Source organism: Aeromonas enteropelogenes, assembly GCF_000819845.1.
In the GTDB taxonomy this organism is placed as follows: Bacteria; Pseudomonadota; Gammaproteobacteria; order Enterobacterales; family Aeromonadaceae; genus Aeromonas; species Aeromonas enteropelogenes.
In genome coordinates this window covers 22,608-47,457 of sequence record NZ_CDCG01000039.1, presented here as the reverse complement: position 1 = coordinate 47,457, position 24,850 = coordinate 22,608, and the positions used below count along the sequence as shown (strand labels likewise).

The window sequence follows — 24,850 nt, the reverse complement described above, 5'->3', positions numbered from 1 at the left end:
TATTCCGATCCAAGCGTCAATTGCATCATGGCCGGAATATACCTCAGTTCGCTGAGAAAACGGTTTTTTATTAACACTTCAAGCAGTAGTCATCTCGAAAACCGGACGGGGGGCACATATCGGGCGGACGACGCGAATTGAGAGGGGAAAGAAATAGGACAAAAACCGCTTCCGGGATGGCAGGATGTCGGCGGGGTCGAGGAAAGGGATTCATAGGTGTACCGACAGACTGCGTCCGGCCAGAGGCGGAGAAATGTAATGAATTGCAAATTCGAGACACAAAATCGCCACATTGTCACATTTGCTGCATATAATGTGCCTACTTTACACCAGCCAGGAAGGAGTTCGCCCTTGGATGCCGTCACCATCAACAGTTTCTTCTTCATCGGTGCCCTGTTGGTGGGAGCCAGCGTCTTGCTGAGTGCTCTCTCTTCCCGCCTCGGCATCCCCATCCTGGTGATCTTTCTCGCCGTCGGCATGCTGGCGGGGGAAGATGGACCCGGTGGCATCCAGTTCGCCGACTACTCGGTCGCCTATCTGGTGGGCAACCTGGCGCTGGCCATCATATTGCTCGACGGCGGCATGCGCACCCGGGTCTCGTCCTTTCGGGTGGCACTCTGGCCCGCCCTGTCGCTTGCCACCGTGGGCGTCGCCATCACCACGGGCCTGACGGGTCTGGCCGCCGCCTGGCTGTTTGACCTCAATCTGCTGCAAGGGATGCTGATCGGCGCCATCGTCGGTTCCACCGATGCGGCGGCAGTCTTCTCCCTGCTTGGCGGGCGCAGCCTCAACGAGCGGGTCAGCGCGACCCTGGAGATAGAGTCGGGCAGCAACGATCCCATGGCGGTGTTTCTCACCGTCACCCTGATCGAGGTGCTGGCCACCGCCCAACAGGGGCTGGATGCCGGTTTCCTGCTGCTGCAACTGCTGCAGCAATTTGGCATGGGGGCCGGCATAGGCCTGGCCGGCGGCTGGCTGCTATGGAAGCTCATCAACAACGCCAAACTGGCTCCCGGCCTCTATCCCCTGCTCACCGTCAGCGGTGGCCTCTTGATCTTCGCCCTCACCACGGCGGTGGGGGGCAGCGGCATCCTCGCCATCTACCTCACCGGTCTGCTGCTCGGCAACCTCGCCCTGCGCAGTCGCAGCAGCACACTGTCGGTGCTGGACGGCCTGACCTGGCTCAGCCAAATCGGCATGTTCCTGGTGCTGGGGTTGCTCGCTTCCCCCCACAAGCTGCTGCCCATCGCCCTGCCGGCCCTGGCGCTGGCGATGTGGATGATCCTGTTTGCCCGCCCCGTCTCTGTCTGGATTGGTCTGCTGCCGTTCAAGAACTTTGCCCCCCGCGAGCGCTGGTTCATCTCCTGGGTGGGGCTGCGCGGCGCCGTGCCCATCATTCTGGCGGTCTTCCCCATGATGGCGGGGCTGCCCAATGCCCAGCTCTATTTCAATGTGGCCTTCTTCGTGGTGCTGGTCTCCCTCATCCTGCAGGGCAGCTCCCTGCCGCTAGCCTCCAGGCTGGCACGAGTCGAGGTGCCGGCGCCCCCGTCCCCCATCAACCGCTCCGGCCTCGAGATCGATCTCGACAGCCAGTGGGAGACCTTCGTCTACCGGCTGGGAGCCGAGAAGTGGTGCATCGGCTCGCCGCTGAGGGATCTCAAGATGCCCGCCGGCACCCGGGTCAGCGCCCTGTTTCGCGGCCGCGAATTGCTGCATCCCTCAGGCAGTACCTGCCTGCTGGCCGATGACATCCTCTGCGTCATCGGTCACGAGCACGATCTCCCCGCCCTCGGCCAGCTGTTCAGCCAGGCGCCGGAGCAGGATCTGGGCCCACGCTTCTTCGGTGACTTCCTGCTGGAAGCCTCCGCGCGCCTCATCGATCTTGCCCCCCTCTACGGGCTGGATGTGAGCGAGGTGGCGGATCAGACGCTGGGGGATTTTATTGCCTCCCTGTTGGGCGATAATCTGGTGGTCGGTGACAACATCGAATGGCAGGGCCTGATCTGGACCGTGGCCGAAATGGACGAGAGCGTGCCGAGCAAAATCGGGGTGCGTTTCCAGGAAGAAGATCCGGTGTAACCCCGGGTCCCGACCTCCAAACGAGAAGGGAGAGAAGTTATGCCATATCAAAACATGCTGTCCGGCCCCCAGGCCCCCTTCCCCAACCTGGGGGTGATCGAAGGATTCTTTGGCAAGGGATGGAGCTGGCAGGCACGCGCCCGCTACGCCCAGTGGCTGCCTCGCCACGGCTATGGTTTCTATATCTATGCCCCGAAAGAGGATGGCTATCTGCGCAAGCACTGGGCCCAGCCCTGGCCAGAGCAACATCTGGCAGACCTGGCCCGCCTCGCCCAGCAGTGCCGTGACAACGGTCTCGCCTTCGGGGTGGGCCTGAGCCCCATGGGGGCCCACCACGATTACGAGCGAAAGCGTCCCGCGCTGCTCGAGAAGGTGCGCCTCATCGAAGAGACACTCCAGCCCGACATTCTGGCGGTGCTGTTTGACGACATGAAGGGGGATACCCCGGATCTCGCCCATCATCAGCTCACCATCGCCCACGACATCGCGGCTCACAGCAAGGCGGGCCGGCTCATCTTCTGCCCCAGCTACTACTCGACCGATCCCGTGCTGGAGAAGGTGTTTGGCGCCATGCCTCCCCGCTATCTGGAAGATATCGGCGAGCAGCTAGACCGCCGCTTCGAGATCTTCTGGACCGGCCCCAGGGTCTGCTCGAGCGAATACCCGGCGGCGCACCTTAAACAGGTGACCGGACTGCTCGGGCGCAAGCCCTTCCTGTGGGACAACTACCCGGTCAACGATGGCAGCAAGGCGAGCAACTTCCTGCATCTGCGCGCCTTCGAGAACCGCCCCGCCGAGCTTGCGGATCTGGTCAGCGGTCATGCGGTCAATCCCATGAAGCAGGCCGCCCTCTCTGCCCTGCCGCTCGCCACCCTGCCCATGAGCTATCGGCTCGGCAAGCAGTATGATCCGGACAAGGCACTGCACGCCTCCCTCAACGCCACCTGCGGTCCGCAGATCTCGGCGATGATCGACGCCGACTTGCCGCTTTTCCAGGATATAGGCCTGGCCCAGCTCACCCCGGAGCAAATAAGCCACCTCAAGGCGCGCTACCTGCCGTTTCGCGACCAGGCCTGCGTCGACGAGATCGTGGGCTGGCTGGAGGGGAAATATGTGTTCGATCCGGACTGCCTGACCGATTGACGTCCCTATGATGGCAGGGAGTAACGAGGAGGAGAGCCCATGGAGGCGTCTGTGATCTACCAGAACCTGGCGGTGCTCGCCGCCTTTTTACTGCTCTACAGCCTGATTGCCGGACGCTTCGAATCAAAGCTCATCAACGGTCCCCTGCTGTTTCTGCTGGTGGGCGGCGTGCTGGGCTCTGGCGGCCTGGGCCTGCTCTCCCTCGATATCGACAGCGAAGGGCTCAAACTGCTGGCCGAGCTGGCCCTGGTCATAGTGCTGTTCAATGACGCCGCCAACACCAACTGGCAGGTGCTGCTGGCCAACCGCCAGCTCCCCGTCCGGTTGCTGCTCATCGGCCTGCCCCTGACTCTGCTGACGGGTACCCTGTTCGGCCGCCTGCTGTTTCCCGAACTGCCACTGCTGGAGGTGGCGATCCTCGCCACCATACTGGCTCCGACCGATGCGGCGCTTGGCAAGGCGGTGGTGAGCAATCCGGCGGTACCGGCAGCGGTGCGGGAGGGGCTCAATCAGGAGAGCGGCCTCAACGACGGCATCTGTGTACCAGTGCTCCTGCTGCTGCTCGCCCTGATCGCCCCCACCGAACAACACGCGGGCACCGCCACCCTGGCCGTGACCCTGCTATTGGAGGAGATAGGCATAGGGGTGCTGGTGGCCTTCGTGCTCAGCACCCTGACCATCCGATTGCTCAAACTCTCCTATCTCAATGGCTGGCAGTTGCCGCTGTGGCGCCAGCTCACCATGCCGGGGCTGGCCCTGCTCTGTTTTGCCCTGGCCCAGACCCTGGGTGGCAGCGGCTTTATCGCCGCCTTTGTCGGGGGACTGCTGATCGGCCATCGGCTGGGGGAGCACAAGCACGCCTACATGGACAGCTGCGAAGGGTACGGAGATCTGTTCTCTGTGGTGATCTGGATGGTGTTTGGCGCCATCATGATGCCGCTGCTGCCCATCCTGCTGCAGTGGCAGTACTGGCTCTATGGCGCCGCCAGCCTCACCTTGCTGCGCATGGTGCCGGTCTGGCTGAGCCTGCTGGGCACGGGTCAATCCCTGGAACTCAAGCTCTTTATCGGCTGGTTCGGGCCAAGGGGGCTGGCCAGCATCGTCTTCGCCGTCATGGTGTTGCAGCATCAGCCAGCCCTGACGGGCCAGTTGCCCGTCATCGCCACCGTGCTCTGCACCATCATCTTGAGCGTCATTCTGCACGGGGTGAGCGCCAATCCCTGGGTCAGGCGCTTCACCCGCAAGGCCTGACGTCACCCACAAAAATGCCCCCTCTTTTTGCCAAAGAGGGGGCATTTTTCATGCACTTTTTGTCAACCCAGCGCCAGCCAGACGCCGACCCCCAACATCAGGGTGCCGGCGATGCGGTTCATCAGGGTGACGTTGCCACTCCTGGCGAGGAAGTGGCGCAAGGTCCGGCCACCGCTGGCGTAGAGCAGCAGGCAGGAGAACTCGATGAGCAGAATAAGAGCCACCAGTGCCGAGATCTGCGGTGCCATCGGCTTGCTGGCCGAGATAAAGGGAGGCAGCAGGGAGATCATGAAGGCCCACCCCTTGGGGTTGGCGATGGCGGTCACGAAGCCCTGCATGGCCAGTCCCATGGCGCTGCTCTGCTGGCCCGCCGAGAGATCCGCCGGAATGGCCATCTTGCCCTTGGCCTGCCACATCTGGATGCCAAGCCACATCAGATAGGCGCCCCCCACGTATTTGAACGCGGCGAAGATCCCCGGGTAGTTGAGCATGATGGCCGCCACCCCGATCACCGACAGTACCGAGACCAGCCCCACCCCGATAAGCTCCCCCCACATCATGTGCAGGGCCCGGCGCACCCCCAGGCTCATGCCCAGGGTCATCGCCAGGGTCATGCACATGCCGGGGGTCACGGAGACAAAGAAAAAAGTGGGAATAAACAACGCCAGAATGGCCGGATCAATCCAGCTGGACACACAACACCTCCATGGAACGCATAGAACAGGGACAAAACGGGAACTGACAGACCCAATCCAATCAGATTGGTCGAACTTATACCAAGTTGGCCAGACAGTGTCGTCTATCTCGCTCTTTTACCACAAGAAAAAACTGTAACTACCTCCAACGTCGGCAACAAAGTCTGTGACAATCCTTGTCGCGTCTGTGTAAGATGCCGAACTTTGCCATTCTTCCGATTAGAGCCTTTTATGTCATTGAATAATCTATCAATTCGCCTTCAAGTTCTCGTTCCATTACTCCTTGCCAGTCTGCTGATGGTCATCACCGCCGGATTCAGCAAACAGGAAGTCGACAACGCCATTCGGGAGATAAATGAAACCACCGCCAGCGTGATCCGCCACAAGGATGACATTGCCACCCTGATCCATGCCGCCTACCGGATGCGCACCAATGCCATCTACGGCCTCTACGACGCCAAGCAATTCGCCGAGCTGCCCGCCAGTCTCAACGCAGCCGAACAAGAGATCCGGGGCATTCTCCCCCGTCTGGTGATCGAGGGAGCCGAGCAGGATAACCGCCAGGTGATGGCGGCGCTGCAAGCCTATCTGGATCATCTGCGCGGCAAGATGATGCCTCTGCTGGCACAGCAACATCAGGGCAATGCGGATCCGGTTGCCTTTGAAGCGGCCCGCCTCCATTTCCGCCAGCTGGGCGAGCAGCTGAACAAGGAGATCGACGGCATGTCCGCCCACATCAACCAGCTGATCCAGGGTGAACTGGTCCGGGAGCAGAAACACTATGATGAGGCGCTGTTTCATGCCCTGCTGCTGACGGCCGCCGCCCTGATCGCGGCCCTGGCCTGCGGCTGGTGGCTGTCAGGCCATATCGTGCAACCCATCAGCCAGCTGCAGGGGGTGATGCGCGCCATGGCCCAGGGCCGCTTCAACGTCCGTGCCAATGAAGAGGGCAACAACGAAGTGACCCACCTGGCGCGGGACATCAACCTCACCCTGAGCCAGCTCGGCAACACCATCCAGACCCTGACCGGCATCAGCCAGAATGTGGCCTCCGCCGCCACCGAGCTCGCCGCCGTGATGACCCAGGCCGAGGCGAACGCCCAGCAGCAACGTGGCGAGATCGAGCAGGTTGCCTCGGCGGTCACCGAACTCTCCAGCACCGCCGACAACGTCAACCACAACGCCGCCGTGGCCGACGATCTGGCCCGCGATGCCAACAGCCGGGTCGAGCAGGGGCTCACTCTCTTTGGCGAGAGCGTAGCCGCCAACGATCGCATGGCGGGCAGTCTGGAGAGCGCCGCCGCCGTAGTGGCCCGGCTCAAGTCCCAGTCCGAGCAGATCGGCAAGGTGATTGAAGTCATTCAGGGCATCTCGGAGCAGACCAACCTGCTGGCCCTCAACGCCGCCATCGAGGCCGCCCGCGCCGGTGAAACCGGTCGCGGCTTCGCGGTGGTAGCCGACGAGGTGCGGATGCTGGCGGCTCGCACCCAGGAGTCCACCAAGGAGATCCAGGGCATCATAGAGCAGTTGCAGAGCCAGTCCCTCTCTGCCAACCAGGGGGTGCAGGAGACCCTGACCATCCTTGAGCACAACCAGCGTCTCGCGGCCGAGGTACAGAGCCTGCTTGGCGGGATCACCGGCGCGGTGCAGCAAATCAATGACGCCAACGCCCAGGTGGCCACCGCCGCCGAGGAGCAGTCCTGCGTCACCGCGGACATCAGCCGCAACATCTCCAACATTCACGAGATAGTGAGCCAGAGCTCTGCCGGGATCAGCCAGAGCGCCAGCGCCAGCCAGGAGCTCTCCCAGCTGGCCGAGCAGCAGCGCAGGCAGCTCGCCCAGTTCCAGCTGTAATAGCCATCCGTTTTCAAAGGCCCGCAAGGGCCTTTTTTGTTGCCAAGGTGAAGGGTTTGTTTCTGTTTTAAACGCCATTTTTTGGCTTGTGGTGCCATAAGGGGCTAGGCCGCTCCGCCAAATGTGAGTATGGTAGAGGCACGTTACTCCCCCTCACGCGAGCACATCCATGAGCCTGAAATTCAAGAAACCCGCCTTTATTCTGCTGGGCCTGATCGCCCTGCTCTCTGCCACCTGGCTCGACTACTACCTGCCGGAGCACACCATCGCCACCATCACTGGGGTCGAAGTGAAACGTACCGACAAGGATGGCCCCATCAGCAAGAAGAACCCGGCCGATGGCCCCACCACTGACGTCTACTACATCTACACCGAGCGTCCCGGTGAGCAGATCCGGGTGTTCCGCAACGAAGATACCGAGTGGGGCTGGCCCTTCTACTTCAAGTTCAACGCCGCCGACGTCCAGGCCAAGGCCAAATCCATGGAGTTCGAAAAGCGCTTGGCCATCATTACTTCCTACGGCTGGCGCGTGAACATGTTCTCCATGTTCCCCAATGTCACCAAGATTGAGAGCACAGAGCCCGACGCCTCCACCTGGAGCTTCTTCCGCTGGTTCTGGTTCGGTGTCTGGGCCCTGGTGATGGGCAAGGCGGCGCTGGCCACCTGGCGCTACTTCGATCGCCTCGAGGACGAGATATGACGGAATCGAGCAAGACCCGCACCAGCTTCTACCGCCGCCTCTACGTAGCCTGGCTGATAAGCCAGGGCACGGATACTGTCCCCGCCATCATGGCGGCCACCGGCATGCCGCGGCGCACTGCCCAGGACACCCTGGCGGCGCTGGCGGATCTCGATATCTGCTGCGGCTTCGAGCAAACCGAGGGGGCCCGCCATCTGCAGGGGCACTACCGCATCAGCGACTGGGGCCCCATCAATCCAGAGTGGATTGCCGCGAGGTTGCCGGTCATCAAGGAGACCCTGAGCTATCCCTGAGCTTGGGCTAAAAGATAACAAGAGGGGCCAGCCGGATGGGCTGGCCCCTCTTTTTTGTGCGCCGGATTTGTGCGCCGAATTGCCCCTATTCGGGCAGGGTTGCATCCCCCTGCTCCCCTTCCGACTCACCACGGGTGCAGTCGATGATGGTGCGTTTGGGGTTGTTGGGGTCGCGCAGCAGCAGGGGAGCCTTGCCCTCGTCGTGCAGAGTTTCGTCGGCAAACTCGCTGCCATAGGCGTTGTGGGTCAGCCGCCGCGCGTTGGCGATGGGGGTATCGATAAAGAGGGCGTGCACCTCGAAGGTGGAAGCCGGCACGATAAAGCCGACCACCGGCAGACCGTGCAGATCTTCATGCAGCTTGTACCAGGCAAAACCGTCGCTCACCTTGTAGGGGACGTACTTCCCGAGCTGCGCATTGGCCGCCTGCCCGGTCTCGCCATCGACATAGAGCTCGGCGAGATCGCAGGTGGCCAGTCCCTGCCACATCCGCTCGAACGGCGATGCACAGCCGGTCAGTTGCAACCCGGCCAACAGTGCCAACCCTGTCTTCCACATTCCCTGTCCCTTCTGTTGAGAGTGAGTCTGTGCTCAGTCAAAGGCGCGCAGCCGCGTGACCAGCAAGTCGATAAAGCCCGGGCGATCCAGCCCCAGCAACACCAGCGCATTGGCCGGCTTGCCGGTGAGACAGTAGCGATCCACCACCGTCATGCCGCTAGTATGTGCCCCCTGCGTCTCGATATCGACCCGGCATTCGATGCCATGAAACAGCTCGGGGGCCAGCAGCCAGGCGATGGTGCAGGGATCATGCAGCGGGGCACCGGCAAATCCCCACTTGGGATCCCGGTGGTAAATCATGAAGAAATCGAGCAGACCGGCCACGCACTGGGCTACCGGATTGGCGATGGCGCGCACCCGCTCGATATCCTCGTCCATCACCTGCGCCTCGTGAGTCACATCGAGGCCGCACATGGTGATGGGAATACCTGAGTTGAACACCATATCGGCCGCTTCTGGGTCCACATAAATGTTGAATTCCGCCGCCGGGGTCCAGTTGCCCGATCCGGCCGCGCCCCCCATCAGCACGATGCGGGCTATTTTGGACCTGAGCTCGGGGTGAGCCGCCAGCAGCAGGGCTATGTTGGTGAGCGGTCCGGTCGGCACCAGGGTCACGGGCTCGGGGCTTTCGCGCAGGCACCTGGCCATCAATTCGAGTGCCGTCATCGCCTGTGGGGCAAAGGCGGGATCCGGCAATTTCGGGCCATCCAGGCCCGACTCCCCGTGTACGTTGTCGGCGATGATGAGCTCGCGGGCCAGGGGTTTGGGCGCCCCCGCCGCCACCGGAATGTCGTGGCGGCCCAGCAAGGTGAGAATGCGCAGGGCGTTGTTGAGGGTCTTGTCCGGCGTCTGGTTGCCAGCGCTGGTGGTCACCGCCAGCACCTTCAGCTCGGGGCTGGCCAGCGCCAGAATGAGGGCGATGGCATCATCGTGGCCGGGATCACAATCGAGAATAACGGGCAACGCCATGGACAGACTCCTTACAACATGACAGGGAGCCATACCTTAACAAGCGGCGGCCGGATTAACTCGGGAGGGAGTCACAAAATGGCTCCCTCCCGACTAATCAAGTAGTTACCGCGCACATCAGCCAGCCCTCCACCCCGATTCGCCGCGCGCCGCCCGTTCGGGTATGATCCCTTCCCCCTTTTCCAGCCCGCGTCCCTTATGTCCGTTATCGTCGATACCTTTATCGCCCCGCCCTGCGAGGCTGCCATCGAGATCCTGTTTGCAGACGAGCACCTGCTGCTCATCAACAAGCCGAGCGGCCTGCTGAGCCTCTCGGGCAAGAACCCGCAAAACCTCGACTCGGTCCACCATCGGCTGGTGCAAGCGTATCCCGGCTGTACTCTGGTACACCGCCTCGACTTTGGCACTTCGGGCATCATGGTGGTGGCCAGAAACAAGGCCATCAATGCCGCCCTCTGCCACCAATTCAGCCAGCGTGCCGTGAGCAAGGCCTATCACGCCCTGCTGTGCGGCCATCTGGCAGCAGACGAGGGGATAATCGAAGCGCCCATCACCAAGGATCCGGCGCTCTTTCCCCTGATGAAGATCTGCGATAACAGCGGCAAACCGGCCCGCTCCCGCTTTCAGGTAGTGGAGCGCCTGATGCGCCAGGGGGAGCAGGGCGCCATTCCCCTGACCCGGGTCAGGCTGGTGCCGGAGACGGGGCGCACCCACCAGCTGCGCATTCACAGCCAGTGGCTGGGCCACCCTATCCTCGGCTGCGATCTCTATGGCGGCATGGAACGACCCGGCACACAAACGGCGCCAAGGCTGATGCTGCACGCCAGCAAACTCGATTTTGTCCACCCAGTGAGCGGTGAGCCCATGGCGGCTAGGTGTGCCTGCCCCTTTTGACAAGCGAGTGGATGGGAAGGTGAACGGCGAGCGGACGGAAGAACAGGGAAACGGCGGATAAAGATAGGGGCCGCGCTTTCGCAACGGCCCCCACCCCCCACTCGGTACTCTTCGTTACAAAGAGGGCGATCAGATCAGCTTGCGGGTAGCGCCCAGCACGATCTTGATGGCATCAGATTCGGTCTTCGCCATGGTTTCGGCGTTCGGGATCTCCTGCTGGGTGCGGTTCACTATGATACCGGCCACCATGCCCGCGCGCAGGCCCTGGCTGGCACACATGGTCAGCAGGGTGGCGGACTCCATTTCGAAGTTCAGCACGCCCATGGATTGCCACTCCTTCATGGAGCCCTGGAAGCGTTGTACCACGCGACCGGAGAAGGTGTCGTAACGCTCCTGACCCGGGTAGAAGGTGTCAGAAGAGGCAGTGACGCCCACATGCAGCTTGGAGCCCAGCTCCTTGGCGGTCTCGACCAGTGCAGTGGTGCACTCGAAGTCGGCGACGGCCGGGAATTCCATCGGGGCGAAGTGCAGGCTGGCACCGTCGAGACGCACGGAGCCGGTGGTGACGATCACATCGCCCACGTTCAGGTGCGGCTGGATGGCGCCGGTGGTGCCGATGCGCAGGAAGGTGCGGATCCCCAGTTGGGCCAGCTCTTCCACGGCGATGGAGGTGGACGGGCCGCCGATGCCGGTGGAGCAGACGATGACGGCCTTGCCGTCCATCTCGCCGCGCCAGGTGGTGAATTCACGGTGGCTGGCCAGCAGCACAGGGTTGTCCATCAGCTCGGCGATGCGCTTCACGCGCTCGGGATCACCGGGGACGATCGCCAGGGTGGCGCCTTGCAGATCAGCCTTTTTCAAACCCAAGTGAAAAACATCAGACATAGTGGACTCCTGGTTGCCCCCTGCCAAACATGGTCCGGGCGCACGATAAGATGATTCTTAATAATAGGTTTCAAGCCTGCTCCCCTGTTCGGGGAAGGGCCAACTATGGGCGAAAGCGTCTGCCAATTCCTTGAAGCGCCTCACACTTCCATGCATTGACAGCCGCAAATTGCGCGCAAAACGTTTGCTAACTTGATGAATTAATTAGAAAACGTTTTTCGCGTCGCCATTTGTCTCTCCCCCTTGTCAATCCCTGTCGTACCCCGTTTCGCCAGTACGTGATCGAGTCCATAAAGTTGTAAAACAGATACCATTGACCCCTTTCCATCCCCTCTCTGGGTGCTATGTTGAAGCCCGCATACCACTTAATGGCTAACGACAGGAATTCCATCATGGCAACATTCAAGTTCTATATCCCCGCGATCAACCTGATGGGTGCAGGCTGTCTGCAAGAGGCGGTGGCCGACATCAAGGGTTACGGCTACCGCAGGGCACTGATCGTCACCGACAAGATCCTCAACCAAATCGGCGTAGTGACCAAGCTCACCGCCCTGCTAGCACAAAACGGCATCGACAGCGTGGTATTTGACGAGACCAAGCCCAACCCCACCACCACCAACGTGGAAGCGGGTCTGGCGATGATCAAGGCCAATGGCTGCGACTGCGTTATCTCTCTGGGCGGCGGCTCCCCCCATGACTGCGCCAAGGGCATCGCCCTGGTGGCGGCCAACGGCGGCAACATCAAGGACTACGAAGGGGTGGATCGCTCCGCCAAGCCGCAACTGCCGCTGATCGCCATCAACACCACGGCCGGCACCGCCTCCGAAATGACCCGTTTTTGCATCATCACCGACGAGGCCCGTCACGTGAAGATGGCCATCATTGACAAGCACGTCACCCCGCTGATGTCGGTCAACGACCCCGAGCTGATGCTGGCCAAGCCCGCTGGCCTCACCGCCGCCACCGGCATGGATGCCCTGACCCACGCCATCGAGGCGTATGTCTCCACCATCGCTACCCCGGTGACCGATGCCAGCGCCGTCATGGCAATCCAGCTGATTGCCAAACACCTGCGCACCGCCGTCAACCAGGGCGATGATCTGCACGCCCGCGAGCAGATGGCCTATGCCCAGTTCCTGGCCGGCATGGCATTCAACAACGCAAGCCTTGGCTACGTGCACGCCATGGCCCACCAGCTCGGCGGCTTCTACGACCTGCCACACGGGGTCTGCAACGCCGTGCTGCTGCCCCATGTTCAGGCCTACAACGCCCAGGTGAGCGCCACCCGTCTGAAGGATGTGGCCGGTTTCATGGGCGTGGATGTGAGCGCCATGAGCGACGAGCAGGGCGCTGCCGCCGCCATCGAGGCCATCAAGGCCCTGGCCCGCGATGTCAAGATCCCGGCCGGCCTCGAACAGCTCGGCGTCAAGGTCGATGACTTCGACACCCTGGCCAGCAACGCCCTGAAAGATGCCTGCGGCTTCACCAACCCGAAACAGGCAAGCCACGAGGAGATCGTCGCCATCTTCCGTGCGGCCATGTAACCGGGTCATGGTTGCACCATCTCAGCAAGGGTCGCAATGCGGCCCTTTTTATTGGCTGATGGATCAATGGCTTTTTACTTCCGTGGAGGGAGTCGGTATGATTTGCCGAGCCAAAAAAGACTGTATGGATGATCTGAACTCGATATGCGGATGAAACACCTGATTGCCGCGGCCCTGACCGCCCTCACCCTCTCCGGTTGCAGCCTGGTCTATCGTATCGATATTCCCCAGGGCAACTATGTGGAACAAAAACAGGTCGACAAACTGCGCCAGGGCATGACCCGCGAGCAGGTCAGCTATGTACTGGGGACCCCCATGCTGCGCGACGGCTTCGATCCCAACACCTGGTACTATCTCTATGAATTCCAGCCGGGGCGCGGCGAGAAAGAGCGCAAGGAGCTCACTCTGACCTTCGCCAATGACAGACTCACCACGGTGACGGGGGACTTCCCGCTGCCCGCAGCCTTCAATACCCCGCTCTGATATACCGCAAAACCGGCCTCGCGCCGGTTTTGTTTTAGTGAAGGCATGATGCCAGGGAGAGCGCCATGAGCCGTATTCTGATAGCCGGGGCCAGCGGATTGATCGGCCGCGAGCTGGTAAAGCAGATGCCCGTCGAGCATGAGCTGACCCTGCTCTGTCGCAAACCGGGGGAGGCCCCCCACCACTGGTTGCCGGTGGACTTCGACAAGCTGGCCGAAGTGGCCCTGCCCCAGCCGGTGGATCTCGCCTTCTGCGCCCTGGGCACGACTCGCAAGGCGGCAGGCTCTGCCGAGGCGTTTCGCCGGGTCGATCTCGACTATGTGTTGGCATTTGCCGATCTGGCCCGTCGCCACGGCTGTCAGCGCCTGGTGGTAGTCTCGAGCCTGGGGGCCAATCCCGACTCCCCGGCCCTCTATCCGCGCACCAAGGGACAGATGGAGCAGGCCCTGCTGGCCCAGCCCTGGCAGCGGCTCGCCATCGTGCGCCCCGCCATGCTGCTCGGCCATCGCTCCCCTCCCCGCCTCTCGGAGCAGTGCTTTCAGGCTATCTACCCGCTGTTTCGCCCGCTGCTGCGGGGCAAACTGACCCGCTGGCGTGCCATCGAGGCCCATCAGGTGGCTCACGCCATGCTCATGCTCGCCCGCCAACCAGCAGGGAGCGAGATCGTCGAAAACGAGCGGCTGCTGGCCCTCTGATCCCGGCACTACGACAATGTAAAAGGGCAAGCCATTGGCTTGCCCTTTTTACTTGGCGCGTTACTTGGCGCGTTTTCGACGCAGCCCGCTGTCAACCTGTGACTGGCAATAACGCCCCCTGCTTATCCGCGAAGGTGTTCGATAAAGGCGTCGATCTGCTCGCGGCCGCAGGCCGGGTTCATAAACACCGCCTTTTCTCCGGCAATGTAGGAGTAACGCCCGCGCGCGTCGTAATCGGAGCGGGCCACCGCCTCGACCCAGTTGGTGTAGAGCCCCACCTTGCCGCGCCCCTTGAAGATCTGGCGGTGCCAGTCGGTGTTGCGCGCCAGCCGCGCCTTGTAGGCGGGATCGGGACTGCGAGCCAGCTCGAAGGCGAACTCGGCCTCGGGATCCTGCACCCACTCAGGGTTGTAGATCTTGAAGCCCACACTCGGCCCCTGGTTCTCCTGGGCCACCAACTTGACATTGCCGAGCTGACTCAGGCGGAAGCGGAAGTAGTTGGCGTTTTGCAGGCAGTGGGCCAGCACGGTGCGATACCCCTCGACTCCCAGGTAGTTGAGGGCCGCGTAGGCGCCGAACAGCCCGCTCGCCCCGCGGGAGCACTCTATGGTGGACTGCAGATGGGTGTGACCCTGGATGTCGCGCTCGAAATAGGAGAAGTTCTCCGGATCGTTCTCCATCGCCTTGAGGTCGTTCTGCTCCTTGATCATCACCAGGCTCGAGGTGTAGGGCACATAGCCCCACTTCTGGAAGTCGACGGTGAACGAATCGGCGTATTTCAGCTCGGCAAAGCGCGCCACGTTGCGCTCGATGCCCGCCAAGGTCGCGGCATTGATCGCCAGCGGGTTGGCGGCAAAATCGTAATCGAGAAAGAAGATCATCGACCAGCCGATGGCGGCGTCCACGTGGATGTGGGGCTTGACCGCCACCTCGAAGCGCTCGCACAGGCGATCCCGCAGGTCCACCACGGGTTTGACCTGATCCACCCCGAAGGTGTCGGTGGTGCCCATGGTGAGCATGATGGTGGGCACCACGTGCTTCAAGGCAAAACAGGCGGTCAGGGTGCGCTCGAGATCGACCAGATCGATGTCGTTGTTCTCGCCGACCTGAATGCGGATGGTCTTGTTCTCGATGTCCACCCCGAGCAGGGAGAGGTTGGTGATGTTGGAGTAGTGGCCGCCCTGGGAGTTGATGATGCGGTAGTCCTGATAGTGGCCGAGCCCCTTGTGCTTGGCCTCGGGCAGGCTCTTGCGAATGCCTAGCAGGTAGCCGTAGAGGTTACAGAAGGTTCCCCCCTGGGTGAAGATGCCGGTGGCGCGCTCGGGATCGTAACCCGCCAGCAGCGCGATTTGGCGCACCACCTTCTTCTCCAGCTCCTCGGCCACCCCGGCGTATTCGGAGTAGACCAAGTTGGGATTGGCCAAAATGCCCATCTGGGCACCGTAGATGGCGGGATCCGCCGACATGGTGATGACGTTCTCGACGCTCGAGGGGTTCTCCCAGTCTTTGGACAGTGCACCGGCAAACAGCAGTTCGGCCATGGGCTCGCCCGGGGTACGCATGGCCGCCGGCACCGGCATGGTCTCGCACAGATCGGCGAGGCGGGCGCGACCGTCCGGCCAGGCATTCAGCCGTGCATCGGGGGCCAGCCCCCGGGTGCGGAACTCGTTGAGGGTGGCGAAGCCGGGTTCGCGGAACACAGGCCAGAGATCGGGATCGCGTGAGAAAAAATTGGCTTTGACGGTGGCAAAACGGGCAGCAAAATCGGGGTGAACGGCGTTGACGCCTTCATCTTTCAGATAAACCAGGTCACTCATTTTTATACCATTAGTACTGCAAGTGTGCGGTTCTTATACCGCTCGGATCGCACCATCAACAGCGACAATATCTAATGGGCTCCCCTACTTTTTGTCATGAATGAGTGATGACGGGGGCTGGCAGAAAGGGGCCTTTTGAGCACCCCTTCACGTTTTGTTACCTGGCTCACACTTTGGCTGGCAAGTCGATCAACGCAGCGCCGTCCGCAACCAGGTGACAAACTCGGCCAACTCATCGTGCCGGGACGGGTAGGCCGCAAGCCAGGGTTGCAGGCACGCCTCCAGCGCCTCGGGTTGATAGGGGCAGCCGATCAGGCGCTCGCCAAGCAGCTCGAACGGGGCAGGATCCAGGATGTCGCCAAAGAGCCGGGCCCGACTGATCGCCCCCTTCTCCACATCGAAATGCAGCTCCACCCCACCCCAGCCAAAGCGTTCCTCCAGCAGATGGGTAAACGCCGGGGCGTGACCAAAGTTCCACTCCCAACTGCGCTGGCGGGCGAAGGTTTCGGCAAAACCCGGCAAGTCTGGCATCCGCTCGGGGGAGATGTGCTCGGGCTGAACCTGCTCACCATAATGGCTGAAAAACGCCTCGCACAGGGCCTGACTCACCTGTTGATGGTCGATGCCGGGGAGCAGCTCGCTTAGGTTGGCGACCCGGCTGCGCACCGAGGTGATCCCCTTGGCCGCCAGCTTCTTGGGATCGGGATTGAGGTAGTTGGCAAGCTGGCCGAGATCGGCATCGAGCAGCAGGGTGCCATGGTGAAAACCGCGGTCCAGGGTCTCCCGGTAGGCCGAGCCCGACACCTTGCGATCCCCATCCGGGGTGGCCACCAGCAAGTCGTTGCGACCGGAAGCAAAGGCGCTCACCCCGAGCCGTGCCAGGGCATCCAGCACGATGGCGGTAGAGATGCTCTTGTCATAGCCGGGCTTGCCCGCCATGAAGGTGAAGCAGCTGTTGCCAAGGTCGTGGAACACGGCGCCACCACCGCTGCTGCGCCTGGCCAGGGTCACCCCGTCCTCCTCCATCCGGCGGGTGTTGCACTCCTTCCAGGGGTTCTGGGCGCGGCCGATCACCACGGTATTGGCGTTGCGCCACAAGAAGAGCACCCGCTGGTGCGGGTCCATCTGGCGGAAGATGCACTCCTCCACCGCCAGGTTGAAGTGGGGATCGTGGGAATCGGAGATAAGCAGACGCAGAGTAGCCATGCCGTTGCCTCGTAACGAACAAGAGAGGGCCATGATACCACCCGGCCCCTCTCCTTTGCCCCCCTATCCCGTCCCGGCTTGCGGTGTCGTTACGGGCTCATTTCACTCCATTTTTTCTACACCCGGTCAACATGCCAGACACAGGCAAACAACACTCAAATGACTATCTCGCCCCGTTCGCTCATTTATTGACGGACTACTTGAAAAAAAGCGTCATTCAGTACAAAGTCAGCGCAAAATCAGGGTCAAACGCACCAGTCTTGAACAACAAGAGGCCTGCAATCGGTTCTTTAAGGGGTTCGTTTGTAGCCAAAATAACGATACTCCAACTCCAATCGTGATGAACGACACAAAAACGACATATTGGCAGTCTCATTTTGCTCCTAAAGGTGCGCCTGCCCCCTATCCCCCCCCAATGGAATTGATTACTCTGGCGATAGCAGCCGCTATCGAGGGGACCCCTGTATGACTCGAGCCCACGCCCTCCTTTTCCCTGCCTGGCATCGATGTTCCCGGTTTGTCAGCCTGCTGTTCGGATCCACCACTCTTCTCCTGTTTTCCCCTCAACTGTTCGCCACCGAACAGCTCACACTGCAGCTCAACGGACATCACCAGTTCCAGTTCGCCGGTTACTATGCCGCCCAGTTCAAGGGTTTCTATCGGGATGCCGGTTTGCAGGTCGAACTGCGCGAAGGAGAGCCCGGCATGGACACCACAGACTCAGTGCTCTCGGGCCAGGCCGGTTACGGTATTGGCAACAGCGATCTCTTGCTGGCCCGCGTCGCCGGCAAACCGGTCGTCGCCCTGGCGGCCATGATGCAGCACTCCCCCCTGGCCATCCTGACCCTGCCGGACAGCAATATCCTGCACCTCTCCGATCTGGCACAAAAACGCGTGAGCCCGGATCCCTCGTCCAGGGAACTGATCGCCTATCTGCACACCCGCTATCCGGATGCCGCACCCACCCTGGTGCCCTACCAAAGGGGGAGCTCTGCCCTGCTGCAAGGGGAAGCTGACGCCATCGCCACTTACGGCACAGACGATGCCTACCAGCTGCAACGCCAGGGGCTCCCCTATCGCCTCCTGCGCCCCATCGACAGCGAGATCGACTTCTACGGCAATATCCTGTTTACCTCTGAGCGCGAACTCCAGATGCACCCGGATCGGGTGCTGGCCTTTCATCAGGCAAGCCTTAAGGGATGGCGCTACGCCATGGAACATCAGGAAGAGGTGATCAACTGGCTGCTCAGCCGCCATCCCAGCGGCTCAGGTCGCGAGCAACTTGCCTTCGAAGCCGACGAAACCGAGCGGCTGCTCCAGCCCAATCTGGTGGAGATAGGCTACATGTACGAGGGACGCTGGCAGCAGATTGCCCACACCTATCTCAATCTCGGCCTTATCGCCAACCAGCCTGATCTGGGCCGTTTCCTCTATAACCCGGACAAGGCACAGGACAACCGACAACTGCGCAAACTGGAGCAGCGCATCTCCCTTGCCCTGCTGATCGGCTTCTCCCTGCTGACCCTGGTCAGCGTCTTCTGCTACCTCTACCTGAGGCTGCGCCGGGAGAGCCGTGAGCGCCAGCAACTCACCCAGCGACTGGCGCAGCGCGAGCGTCACTACCGCTTTGTTGCGGAGCACAGCGCCGACGTGATCTGGACCATGGAGGTGAGCTCCCGCCGCTTCAACTACCTGAGCCCGGCCATCAGCCAGCTCTGTGGCTGGAACCGGGAAGAGGCCATGAGCCTCTCTCTGCCCCAGGTGATGCCGGAGGCATCGATCAAGCGCCTGGACGAGGAGCTGGATCTGGCGCTGGCGGCCTGGCAGCGTGGGGATCATGTCCAGACCCGGCGTGTCATCCGCCTCGAACTTCACCACAAGGATGGGCAGAGCCTGACGACAGAAACGGTCACCACCCTGCATGGCAACGAGGCAGGCGAGCCCGATGCCATCATAGGTGTCACCCGGGACATCACCGAGCAGGCCGCCGTCGCCCAGACCATGGAGCGTCTGGCTTTCTACGATCCCCTCACCAACCTGCCCAACCGCCGCCTGCTGCACAAACGGCTCAATCAGGCGCTGACGGAGCATCAGGCCCAGCCATTGGCCCTGCTCTTTATCGATCTGGATCACTTCAAGCCGATCAACGACACCCTGGGCCACGAGGTGGGGGATGCGCTGCTGATCATGGTGGCCGAGCGGATGAGCCGGCTTATCGGCAAGGGGGGAATAGTGGCCCGCCTTGGCGGGGACGAGTTCGTGATCATGCTGCCGGGCATGGGGGCCGAGGCGCTGCCGCGGGCGGAGCAACTCCAGCGAGATCTGCTCGCCACCTACTATCTGAGCTGCGGCCGGGAGCTGCGGATCTCGAACAGCATAGGGATCGCCCTCTATCCCGAGCATGGCCGCACGGCCAGGGAGCTGATGCACCACGCCGATCTGGCCATGTACCAGACCAAGCACGGCGGGCGCGGCCAGGTGAGCCTCTATGCACCGGATTTGGCGCTCGATCAGGGAGCCCTGCAGTGGAATGCGAGCCACCAGTGCGGACATCCCCGCATCGATGCCGAACACCACCAGCTGTTCGTGCTGGCCAACCGGCTGCTGAGGCGAATGAAAACCCGCGAGCAGGAGCCGGAGGCATTCAGGCAGGCCCTGCAGGCGCTGTTTGATGCCACCCGCCGCCACTTCGCCTTTGAAGAGACACTGCTCGAGGCCATCGATTTTCATGACAAGGCCCAGCACAAGGAGGAGCACAGACGCCTGCTGGCCCAGGCACAGGCGCTGGCGGATGCATCGATGGAGGAGCTGGACAACCACGCCTTCCTCAACTTCATCCTGCAGGAGCTGGTGGTCGGCCACATGAACAAGACGGATCGCAGCTACTTCGCCCAGGTCAAGGCGCACCTCTACCTGCACGGCGATACCCTGGCCTTCGCCACCCCGTAATGCCGAGCGGCGCATAGAGAAACGAAGGGAGGTCATGGACCTCCCTTCGTTTCTCGGTTTGCGGATTGATCAGGTTTCCTGATGACGACGTGACAGCAGGCTGTAGTAGAGCAGCGGGATCACCACCAAAGTGAGCAGGGTGGAGACCAGAATGCCGAAGATGAGGCTGATGGCCAGGCCGTTGAAGATGGGGTCATCGAGGATGAACAGGGCTCCTATCATGGCCGCCAGCGCCGTCAGCAGGATAGGCTTGGCTCGCACCTGGGCGGCGCCGATCACCGCCTGCTCGAACACCATGCCGGCGCTACGCTGCTGCTCGATGAAATCAACCAGCAAGATGCTGTTGCGCACGATAATCCCGGCCAGCGCTATCATGCCGATCATCGAGGTGGCGGTGAACTGGGCCCCCAGCAGGGCATGGCCCGGCATCACCCCGATCAGGGTGAGCGGGATCGGCGCCATGATGATAAGGGGCACCAGATAGGAGCGGAACTGGGCCACCACCAGCAGGTAGATGAGGATCATTCCCACGGCGTAGGCGATCCCCATGTCGCGGAAGGTCTCATAAGTGATCTTCCACTCCCCGTCCCACAAGAGGGCCACCTCCCCCAATTTATCGGGCTGCTGCACATAGTACTGGGGCAACTCGATGCCCTCCCCGGCGGCAAACATGCCGTAGAGGGGGCTGTCGGCGTGGCCCCCCATGTCGGCCACCACCATCACCATGGGCCGCATGTTCTTGTGCATGATGTAGGAGGGAGCCACCTCGTCGCGGCGGCTCACCAGCTCGGATACCCGGACCAGCTGCCCGCTCTGGCTGCGCACCTTGAGCGCCAGGATGCCGGCCAGATCCCGCTTGTCACCGGCCGCCAGCTCGAGACGAATGGGCACCGGGTACTTGGCGCCCTGGCCGTGCAGCCAGCTGGCATCCTGATAGCCCACGCCGCCGTTGAGGGTCGCCACCAGATCGCCAAGTTCGACCCCGAAGCGGGCCGCCTTGCTGCGATCGATCACCAGCCGCCACTTGGGCTGCGGGTCGGTCAGATAGATGTCCACATCCACCAGATCCGCCGTTTCCACAAAGCGGGCCTGCACGTCGCGCGCCGCCGCTTCACGCAGCTCCGGCGTGGGGCCATACACTTCGGCGACGATGGGTGACCAGACCGGCGGGCCGGGGGGCACCTCCACGACTTTCAGGTTGCCGCCGGCTGCGGATGCGATGGCCTGCAAGGGGGCACGCACCGACCGGGCAATCTGGTGGCTGCTGCGATGGCGCTCGTGCTTGTCTACCAGATTGACCTGGATATCCCCCACATTGGCACCGCTGCGGATAAAGTAGTGGCGCACCAGTCCGTTGAAGTTGATGGGGGCAGCAGTGCCGGCATAGACCTGATAATCCTTCACCTCGGGCACCCTGGCAAGCTCCCGTCCCACCGCCAGCAGGGTGCGCTCGGTCTGCTCCAGGGTCGCCCCCTCCGGCATGTCGAGCACCAGCTGGAATTCCGACTTGTTGTCGAAGGGAAGCATCTTGAGCACCACCCACTGCATCATGGGCATGGCGACCGCGCCCGCCACCAGCAGCAGGATTGCCAGCCAGAGCTTGCGTCTCGCGCTCCTGGCGCCATCACCCATCAGGAAGGGGGTCATCAGCCGGTGAAAGAGGCCGGCCCTGGCCTCGCCGTGGGCGACATGCCCCTCGCTCTTGAGCAGATGGCCCGCCAGCCAGGGGGAAAAGATAAAGGCCACCAGCAGGGAGATAAGCATCCCCATGCTGGCATTGATGGGAATGGGGCTCATGTAGGGGCCCATCAGGCCGCTGACAAACGCCATCGGCAACAGGGCCGCGATGACGGTCAGGGTGGCGAGAATGGTCGGCCCACCCACCTCGTCCACCGCGCCCGGAATAAGTGCCTTGAGGGGGCCCTTGCCAAGACCGCGATGGCGGTGGATGTTCTCCACCACCACGATGGCATCATCCACCAGGATGCCGATGGAGAAGATGAGGGCAAACAGCGACACCCGGTTGAGGGTAAAGCCCCACGCCCAGCTGGCAAACAGGGTCAGTGCCAGGGTGATGATGATGGCGATGCCCACCACCAGCGCCTCGCGCCAGCCCATGCTCACCAGCACCAGCAGCACCACCGCGGTGGTGGCGAAGATGAGCTTGCCAATGAGGGTGTTGGATTTGGTCTCGGCGGTGACGCCATAGTCACGGGTCACCGTCACCTTGACCCCGGCCGGGATGAGCCGATTCTTGAGGCTCTCGACCCGGGCTTCCACCCGCTTGGCCACCTCCACCGCGTTCTGCCCCGGCTGCTTGCCGATGGCCAGGGTCACAGCCGGATAGCTCTGCTCACCCTGCCCCATCCAGCTGCGCTGCACCGGGGTCTCCTCCCCAAGGGACACCTGGGCCACCTCGCCGAGGTAGACCGGCTTGCCATCGTGCAGGCCCACCACCAGCTCGCGGGCCTCCTGCTCGCTTTGCAGGAACTGGCCCACCTGTACCTTGATCTCCCGGTTGTCCTGCACGATGGCCTGCTCACTGCCCACCTGGTTGGCGGCGGCGAGACGCTGGTTGAGTTCCCCCCAGCTGATGCCATAGGCACTGAGGGCCGCCGGATCCGGCATCACCCGCAGCACCGAGCTCTGACCGCCGAGGCTGTATATGTCGCGGGTGCCGGGCAGGCGCTTGAGCTCGGTCTCCAGCTCGTGGGCGACCCGGGTCAGCTCGGCGGCCCCCAGCTGCTTGCTCCAGAGCGTCAGGCTGACGATGGGCACGTCGTCGATCCCCCTGGGTTTCACCAGCGGTTGGCCCACTCCCAGTCCCTGCGGCAGCCAGTCCCGGTGGGAGTCGAGCTGGTTGTTGAGATCGACGATGGCCTGCTCGCGGCTCACCCCCACCTTGAACACCACCACCAGCAGGGCACCGTCCGGGCGGGAGAAGGAGTAGAGGGTATCGACCCCTTTTATCTGGGAGACCACTTGCTCGGCAGGGGTGGTGACGAGGGACTCCACCTCGGCCGGGCTCGCCCCCGGAAAGGGAATATAGACGTCGGCGAAGGTGACATCGATCTGGGGCTCCTCCTCCTTGGGAGTCACCAGCACCGCAAAGAGGCCGAGCAAGAGCCCCACCAGCGCCAGCAGCGGGGTGATGGCCGAGCCCTGAAACAGCGCCGCCAGTCGCCCGGCCGGTCCCAGCTTGTGATCACTCATGGGCGACCTCCTGCTGGCGCGCCCAGGCATCTGCCGCGACCCGATCACCTCCTTGCAGGCCAGCCAGGATCTCGCACTGCCCCTGCCAGCAATCGCCGACCCGCACCGGCGTCAGGGCCCAGCCCTCTCCCTGCCTGAGGTAGACGCCATTGAACTCCCCCTGACGCAGCAGGGCCTTGGCCGGGAGCTGCAGCACCTGGCGCTCACCTCGCCTCAGCTGCACTTTGAGCCACATGCCGGGCAGTACCCCGGCGTTTTTTGGCGGCAGATCGAGGCGCAGGCGAAAGGCGTGGCTCTGGTTGTCGGCGTAGTTGAAGCGGGTCAGCTTGAGGGGGGTAACGGCCTTGCCATCCGGCAGCAATACCTGCACATCCACAGGTTGACCGGCCAGAGCGAGGGTGGACTGGGGCAGTTCCAGCTCCACTCGCAAGGCATCGAGGGAGAAGCCCGAGAGCAGCGGGGTGCCGGGAGCCACCGTCTCCCCCAGCTCCACCAACCGTTTGGTGACGACCCCGGCGTAGGGCGCCAGGATGCGGGTATAGCCGTAGGCCTCGCGGGCCTGGGTGAGGGCCGCCTCGGCGGCATTCACCTCGGCGCGGGCGGCGCGATCGCTGGCCTGGGCCGTGTCGAGCTGGGCGCGGGTGATCACTCCCTTGGCGATGAGGGCCTGGAAGCGGGCGAGCTGACGCTCGGCCTCCACCTGCTGGGCCTGTGCCCTCGCCAGTCGCGCCTGCGCACCCGTGACGGCGGCAAACTGCTCCTTGCCGCTGATCTCGAGCAGAGGCTGCCCGGCCTGCACCTCATCGTTCACATCCACCAGCATGCGGGAGACACGGCCGCTGGTCTGGGCCGCCACCGTGCCTTGATTGATGGCGCTGACGGTGCCATCCAGCGTCAGCCAGTCACTGATCTGGCGAGGAGAGACGGTCAGCACCTCGACGCTACCAGCCTCGGCGGCCCCAGCCAGGGGAGATGTCATGGCCAGCAGTACGGCCCCCAGCAAACGGATGTTGCCCATGATAATCCTCCTTCCCTGGATGGTGGTTCGCGCTATGTCATCAGGCAATGCGAGGCTGGCTCGCCCTCACCCATACCTTGTCGACCAGCAAGATCCCGGCCACCATGGCCGCAATGAACAACAATATCATGGGCTGACCGCTGGAAATGAGACTCAAGGCTGGCCCGGGACAAATCCCCACCAATCCCCAGCCGATACCAAACAGGGCCGAACCACCGATGAGACGACGATCCAGCACCGGCTTGGGCACCACGGCTATGGGATTGCCCAGCAGGCTCAGACGCCGCGGCTTGACCAGCAGCAGATAACCCGGAGTAAACACCAGCAGGGCGCCCCCCATCACAAATCCCAGGCTGGGATCCCAATTGCCCGCTAGGTCGAGAAACCCTGTGACCCGGGCCGGATCCACCATGCCGGAGATGGCCAGCCCCATACCAAACAGCAAACCGGCGAGCAAACTTGTCAGCAAATTCATGGCAATCAGCCTCTTAGAAGAAATGGTGAGTCAAAAACACGGTCACTATGCCGGTCGTCATAAAGGTGAGGGTGGCCACGATGGAGCGGCGGGACAGGCGCCCCATGCCGCAGATGCCGTGACCACTGGTG

Annotated in this window: 21 protein-coding genes; 11 read left to right on the top strand and 10 right to left on the bottom strand. The window is 62.4% G+C overall.

The features are described 5' to 3' along the window. Positions 1–351 precede the first annotated feature (351 nt). The 3 genes from BN1123_RS16825 to BN1123_RS16815 are packed head-to-tail and all read left to right on the top strand — an operon-like array spanning position 352 to position 4,473. On the top strand, positions 352–2,079 hold the full coding sequence (locus BN1123_RS16825; protein WP_042028431.1) for a potassium/proton antiporter: 1,728 nt from the start codon (positions 352–354) through the stop codon (positions 2,077–2,079). Between the two features lie 39 nt (positions 2,080–2,118). Next, positions 2,119–3,222, top strand: coding sequence for a beta-N-acetylglucosaminidase domain-containing protein (locus BN1123_RS16820; protein ID WP_042028430.1), 1,104 nt, complete (start codon positions 2,119–2,121; stop codon positions 3,220–3,222). Between the two features lie 39 nt (positions 3,223–3,261). After that, a complete protein-coding gene (locus tag BN1123_RS16815) occupies positions 3,262–4,473 on the top strand; it encodes a cation:proton antiporter domain-containing protein (RefSeq protein ID WP_042028429.1) in 1,212 nt (403 codons plus the stop codon). Positions 4,474–4,535: 62 nt separating this feature from the next. On the opposite strand, the gene BN1123_RS16810 is transcribed toward BN1123_RS16815, so the two are convergent. Further along, complete coding sequence (locus BN1123_RS16810) at positions 4,536–5,168, bottom strand: LysE family translocator (protein WP_042028428.1); 633 nt, start codon at positions 5,166–5,168, stop codon at positions 4,536–4,538. Positions 5,169–5,399: 231 nt separating this feature from the next. Between BN1123_RS16810 and BN1123_RS16805 the strand changes: the two genes are divergently transcribed. From BN1123_RS16805 to BN1123_RS16795, 3 genes are all read left to right on the top strand, one after another. Further along, positions 5,400–7,022 (top strand): methyl-accepting chemotaxis protein, encoded by a 1,623-nt coding sequence (locus BN1123_RS16805; protein WP_042028426.1) that lies wholly within the window; start codon positions 5,400–5,402, stop codon positions 7,020–7,022. A gap of 169 nt (positions 7,023–7,191) precedes the next feature. Beyond that, positions 7,192–7,722, top strand: coding sequence for a DUF1523 family protein (locus BN1123_RS16800; protein ID WP_042028425.1), 531 nt, complete (start codon positions 7,192–7,194; stop codon positions 7,720–7,722). Beyond that, on the top strand, positions 7,719–8,015 hold the full coding sequence (locus BN1123_RS16795; RefSeq protein WP_026456774.1) for a winged helix-turn-helix domain-containing protein: 297 nt from the start codon (positions 7,719–7,721) through the stop codon (positions 8,013–8,015). The genes BN1123_RS16800 and BN1123_RS16795 overlap by 4 nt, the downstream gene beginning before the upstream one ends. Positions 8,016–8,100: 85 nt before the next feature. Here the strand turns inward: BN1123_RS16795 and BN1123_RS16790 are convergent, their stop codons facing one another. Together BN1123_RS16790 and rihA are read right to left on the bottom strand one after the other, a co-directional pair. Then, on the bottom strand, positions 8,101–8,571 hold the full coding sequence (locus tag BN1123_RS16790; RefSeq protein ID WP_042028424.1) for a hypothetical protein: 471 nt from the start codon (positions 8,569–8,571) through the stop codon (positions 8,101–8,103). Positions 8,572–8,604: 33 nt separating this feature from the next. Next, entirely contained in the window at positions 8,605–9,540 is a 936-nt protein-coding gene (gene rihA, locus BN1123_RS16785) for a pyrimidine-specific ribonucleoside hydrolase RihA (protein WP_042028422.1), read from the bottom strand. A 198-nt stretch (positions 9,541–9,738) separates the two neighbouring features. Between rihA and BN1123_RS16780 the strand changes: the two genes are divergently transcribed. Beyond that, on the top strand, positions 9,739–10,434 hold the full coding sequence (locus BN1123_RS16780) for an RluA family pseudouridine synthase (protein WP_042028421.1): 696 nt from the start codon (positions 9,739–9,741) through the stop codon (positions 10,432–10,434). 129 nt (positions 10,435–10,563) lie between these two features. On the opposite strand, the gene udp is transcribed toward BN1123_RS16780, so the two are convergent. Continuing rightward, complete coding sequence (udp, locus tag BN1123_RS16775) at positions 10,564–11,319, bottom strand: uridine phosphorylase (protein ID WP_042028420.1); 756 nt, start codon at positions 11,317–11,319, stop codon at positions 10,564–10,566. A gap of 392 nt (positions 11,320–11,711) precedes the next feature. Between udp and yiaY the strand changes: the two genes are divergently transcribed. The 3 genes from yiaY to BN1123_RS16760 all read left to right on the top strand — a co-directional run bounded on the left by yiaY (position 11,712) and on the right by BN1123_RS16760 (position 14,041). After that, positions 11,712–12,863, top strand: a complete 1,152-nt coding sequence (gene yiaY / locus BN1123_RS16770; protein WP_042028418.1) for an L-threonine dehydrogenase — start codon at positions 11,712–11,714, stop codon at positions 12,861–12,863. Positions 12,864–13,007: 144 nt separating this feature from the next. After that, positions 13,008–13,346 (top strand): outer membrane protein assembly factor BamE, encoded by a 339-nt coding sequence (gene bamE, locus BN1123_RS16765; protein ID WP_026457574.1) that lies wholly within the window; start codon positions 13,008–13,010, stop codon positions 13,344–13,346. A 65-nt stretch (positions 13,347–13,411) separates the two neighbouring features. Continuing rightward, positions 13,412–14,041, top strand: a complete 630-nt coding sequence (locus BN1123_RS16760; protein WP_042028417.1) for an NAD(P)H-binding protein — start codon at positions 13,412–13,414, stop codon at positions 14,039–14,041. A gap of 122 nt (positions 14,042–14,163) precedes the next feature. On the opposite strand, the gene BN1123_RS16755 is transcribed toward BN1123_RS16760, so the two are convergent. Next, the gene (locus BN1123_RS16755) at positions 14,164–15,858 is read right to left on the bottom strand and encodes a pyridoxal phosphate-dependent decarboxylase family protein (RefSeq protein WP_042028416.1); all 1,695 of its coding nucleotides are present in this window, start codon (positions 15,856–15,858) and stop codon (positions 14,164–14,166) included. 189 nt (positions 15,859–16,047) lie between these two features. Further along, positions 16,048–17,064, bottom strand: coding sequence for a lipoate--protein ligase (locus BN1123_RS16750; protein ID WP_042028415.1), 1,017 nt, complete (start codon positions 17,062–17,064; stop codon positions 16,048–16,050). A 465-nt stretch (positions 17,065–17,529) separates the two neighbouring features. Between BN1123_RS16750 and BN1123_RS16745 the strand changes: the two genes are divergently transcribed. Further along, positions 17,530–20,013 (top strand): diguanylate cyclase domain-containing protein, encoded by a 2,484-nt coding sequence (locus tag BN1123_RS16745; RefSeq protein ID WP_042028414.1) that lies wholly within the window; start codon positions 17,530–17,532, stop codon positions 20,011–20,013. A gap of 69 nt (positions 20,014–20,082) precedes the next feature. Here the strand turns inward: BN1123_RS16745 and BN1123_RS16740 are convergent, their stop codons facing one another. The 4 genes from BN1123_RS16740 to BN1123_RS21855 form a co-directional block, all read right to left on the bottom strand. Continuing rightward, on the bottom strand, positions 20,083–23,256 hold the full coding sequence (locus BN1123_RS16740; protein ID WP_082037561.1) for an efflux RND transporter permease subunit: 3,174 nt from the start codon (positions 23,254–23,256) through the stop codon (positions 20,083–20,085). Then, positions 23,219–24,244, bottom strand: a complete 1,026-nt coding sequence (locus BN1123_RS16735) for an efflux RND transporter periplasmic adaptor subunit (RefSeq protein ID WP_042028411.1) — start codon at positions 24,242–24,244, stop codon at positions 23,219–23,221. Before BN1123_RS16735 ends, BN1123_RS16740 begins: the two co-directional genes overlap by 38 nt. Before the next feature lie 40 nt (positions 24,245–24,284). Further along, complete coding sequence (locus tag BN1123_RS16730) at positions 24,285–24,719, bottom strand: YeeE/YedE family protein (protein ID WP_042028409.1); 435 nt, start codon at positions 24,717–24,719, stop codon at positions 24,285–24,287. A 13-nt stretch (positions 24,720–24,732) separates the two neighbouring features. Further along, positions 24,733–24,850, bottom strand: a 118-nt coding sequence (locus BN1123_RS21855) for a YeeE/YedE family protein (protein WP_042028408.1), incomplete at its 5' end; no start/stop codon positions are given.

Excerpts from the sequence above, each read along its gene's own strand:
- BN1123_RS16815 (WP_042028429.1), top strand. The coding sequence starts at position 3,262 with ATGGAGGCGTCTGTGATCTACCAGAACCTGGCGGTGCTCGCCGCCTTT.
- BN1123_RS16730 (WP_042028409.1), bottom strand. The coding sequence starts at position 24,719 with ATGAATTTGCTGACAAGTTTGCTCGCCGGTTTGCTGTTTGGTATGGGG.
- bamE (WP_026457574.1), top strand. The coding sequence starts at position 13,008 with ATGCGGATGAAACACCTGATTGCCGCGGCCCTGACCGCCCTCACCCTC.
- BN1123_RS16780 (WP_042028421.1), top strand. The coding sequence starts at position 9,739 with ATGTCCGTTATCGTCGATACCTTTATCGCCCCGCCCTGCGAGGCTGCC.
- BN1123_RS16820 (WP_042028430.1), top strand. The coding sequence starts at position 2,119 with ATGCCATATCAAAACATGCTGTCCGGCCCCCAGGCCCCCTTCCCCAAC.
- BN1123_RS16735 (WP_042028411.1), bottom strand. The coding sequence starts at position 24,244 with ATGGGCAACATCCGTTTGCTGGGGGCCGTACTGCTGGCCATGACATCT.
- BN1123_RS16760 (WP_042028417.1), top strand. The coding sequence starts at position 13,412 with ATGAGCCGTATTCTGATAGCCGGGGCCAGCGGATTGATCGGCCGCGAG.
- yiaY (WP_042028418.1), top strand. The coding sequence starts at position 11,712 with ATGGCAACATTCAAGTTCTATATCCCCGCGATCAACCTGATGGGTGCA.
- BN1123_RS16790 (WP_042028424.1), bottom strand. The coding sequence starts at position 8,571 with ATGTGGAAGACAGGGTTGGCACTGTTGGCCGGGTTGCAACTGACCGGC.
- BN1123_RS16795 (WP_026456774.1), top strand. The coding sequence starts at position 7,719 with ATGACGGAATCGAGCAAGACCCGCACCAGCTTCTACCGCCGCCTCTAC.
- BN1123_RS16740 (WP_082037561.1), bottom strand. The coding sequence starts at position 23,256 with ATGCCTGGGCGCGCCAGCAGGAGGTCGCCCATGAGTGATCACAAGCTG.
- BN1123_RS16800 (WP_042028425.1), top strand. The coding sequence starts at position 7,192 with ATGAGCCTGAAATTCAAGAAACCCGCCTTTATTCTGCTGGGCCTGATC.
- BN1123_RS16745 (WP_042028414.1), top strand. The coding sequence starts at position 17,530 with ATGACTCGAGCCCACGCCCTCCTTTTCCCTGCCTGGCATCGATGTTCC.
- rihA (WP_042028422.1), bottom strand. The coding sequence starts at position 9,540 with ATGGCGTTGCCCGTTATTCTCGATTGTGATCCCGGCCACGATGATGCC.
- BN1123_RS16805 (WP_042028426.1), top strand. The coding sequence starts at position 5,400 with ATGTCATTGAATAATCTATCAATTCGCCTTCAAGTTCTCGTTCCATTA.
- BN1123_RS16755 (WP_042028416.1), bottom strand. The coding sequence starts at position 15,858 with ATGAGTGACCTGGTTTATCTGAAAGATGAAGGCGTCAACGCCGTTCAC.
- BN1123_RS16750 (WP_042028415.1), bottom strand. The coding sequence starts at position 17,064 with ATGGCTACTCTGCGTCTGCTTATCTCCGATTCCCACGATCCCCACTTC.
- udp (WP_042028420.1), bottom strand. The coding sequence starts at position 11,319 with ATGTCTGATGTTTTTCACTTGGGTTTGAAAAAGGCTGATCTGCAAGGC.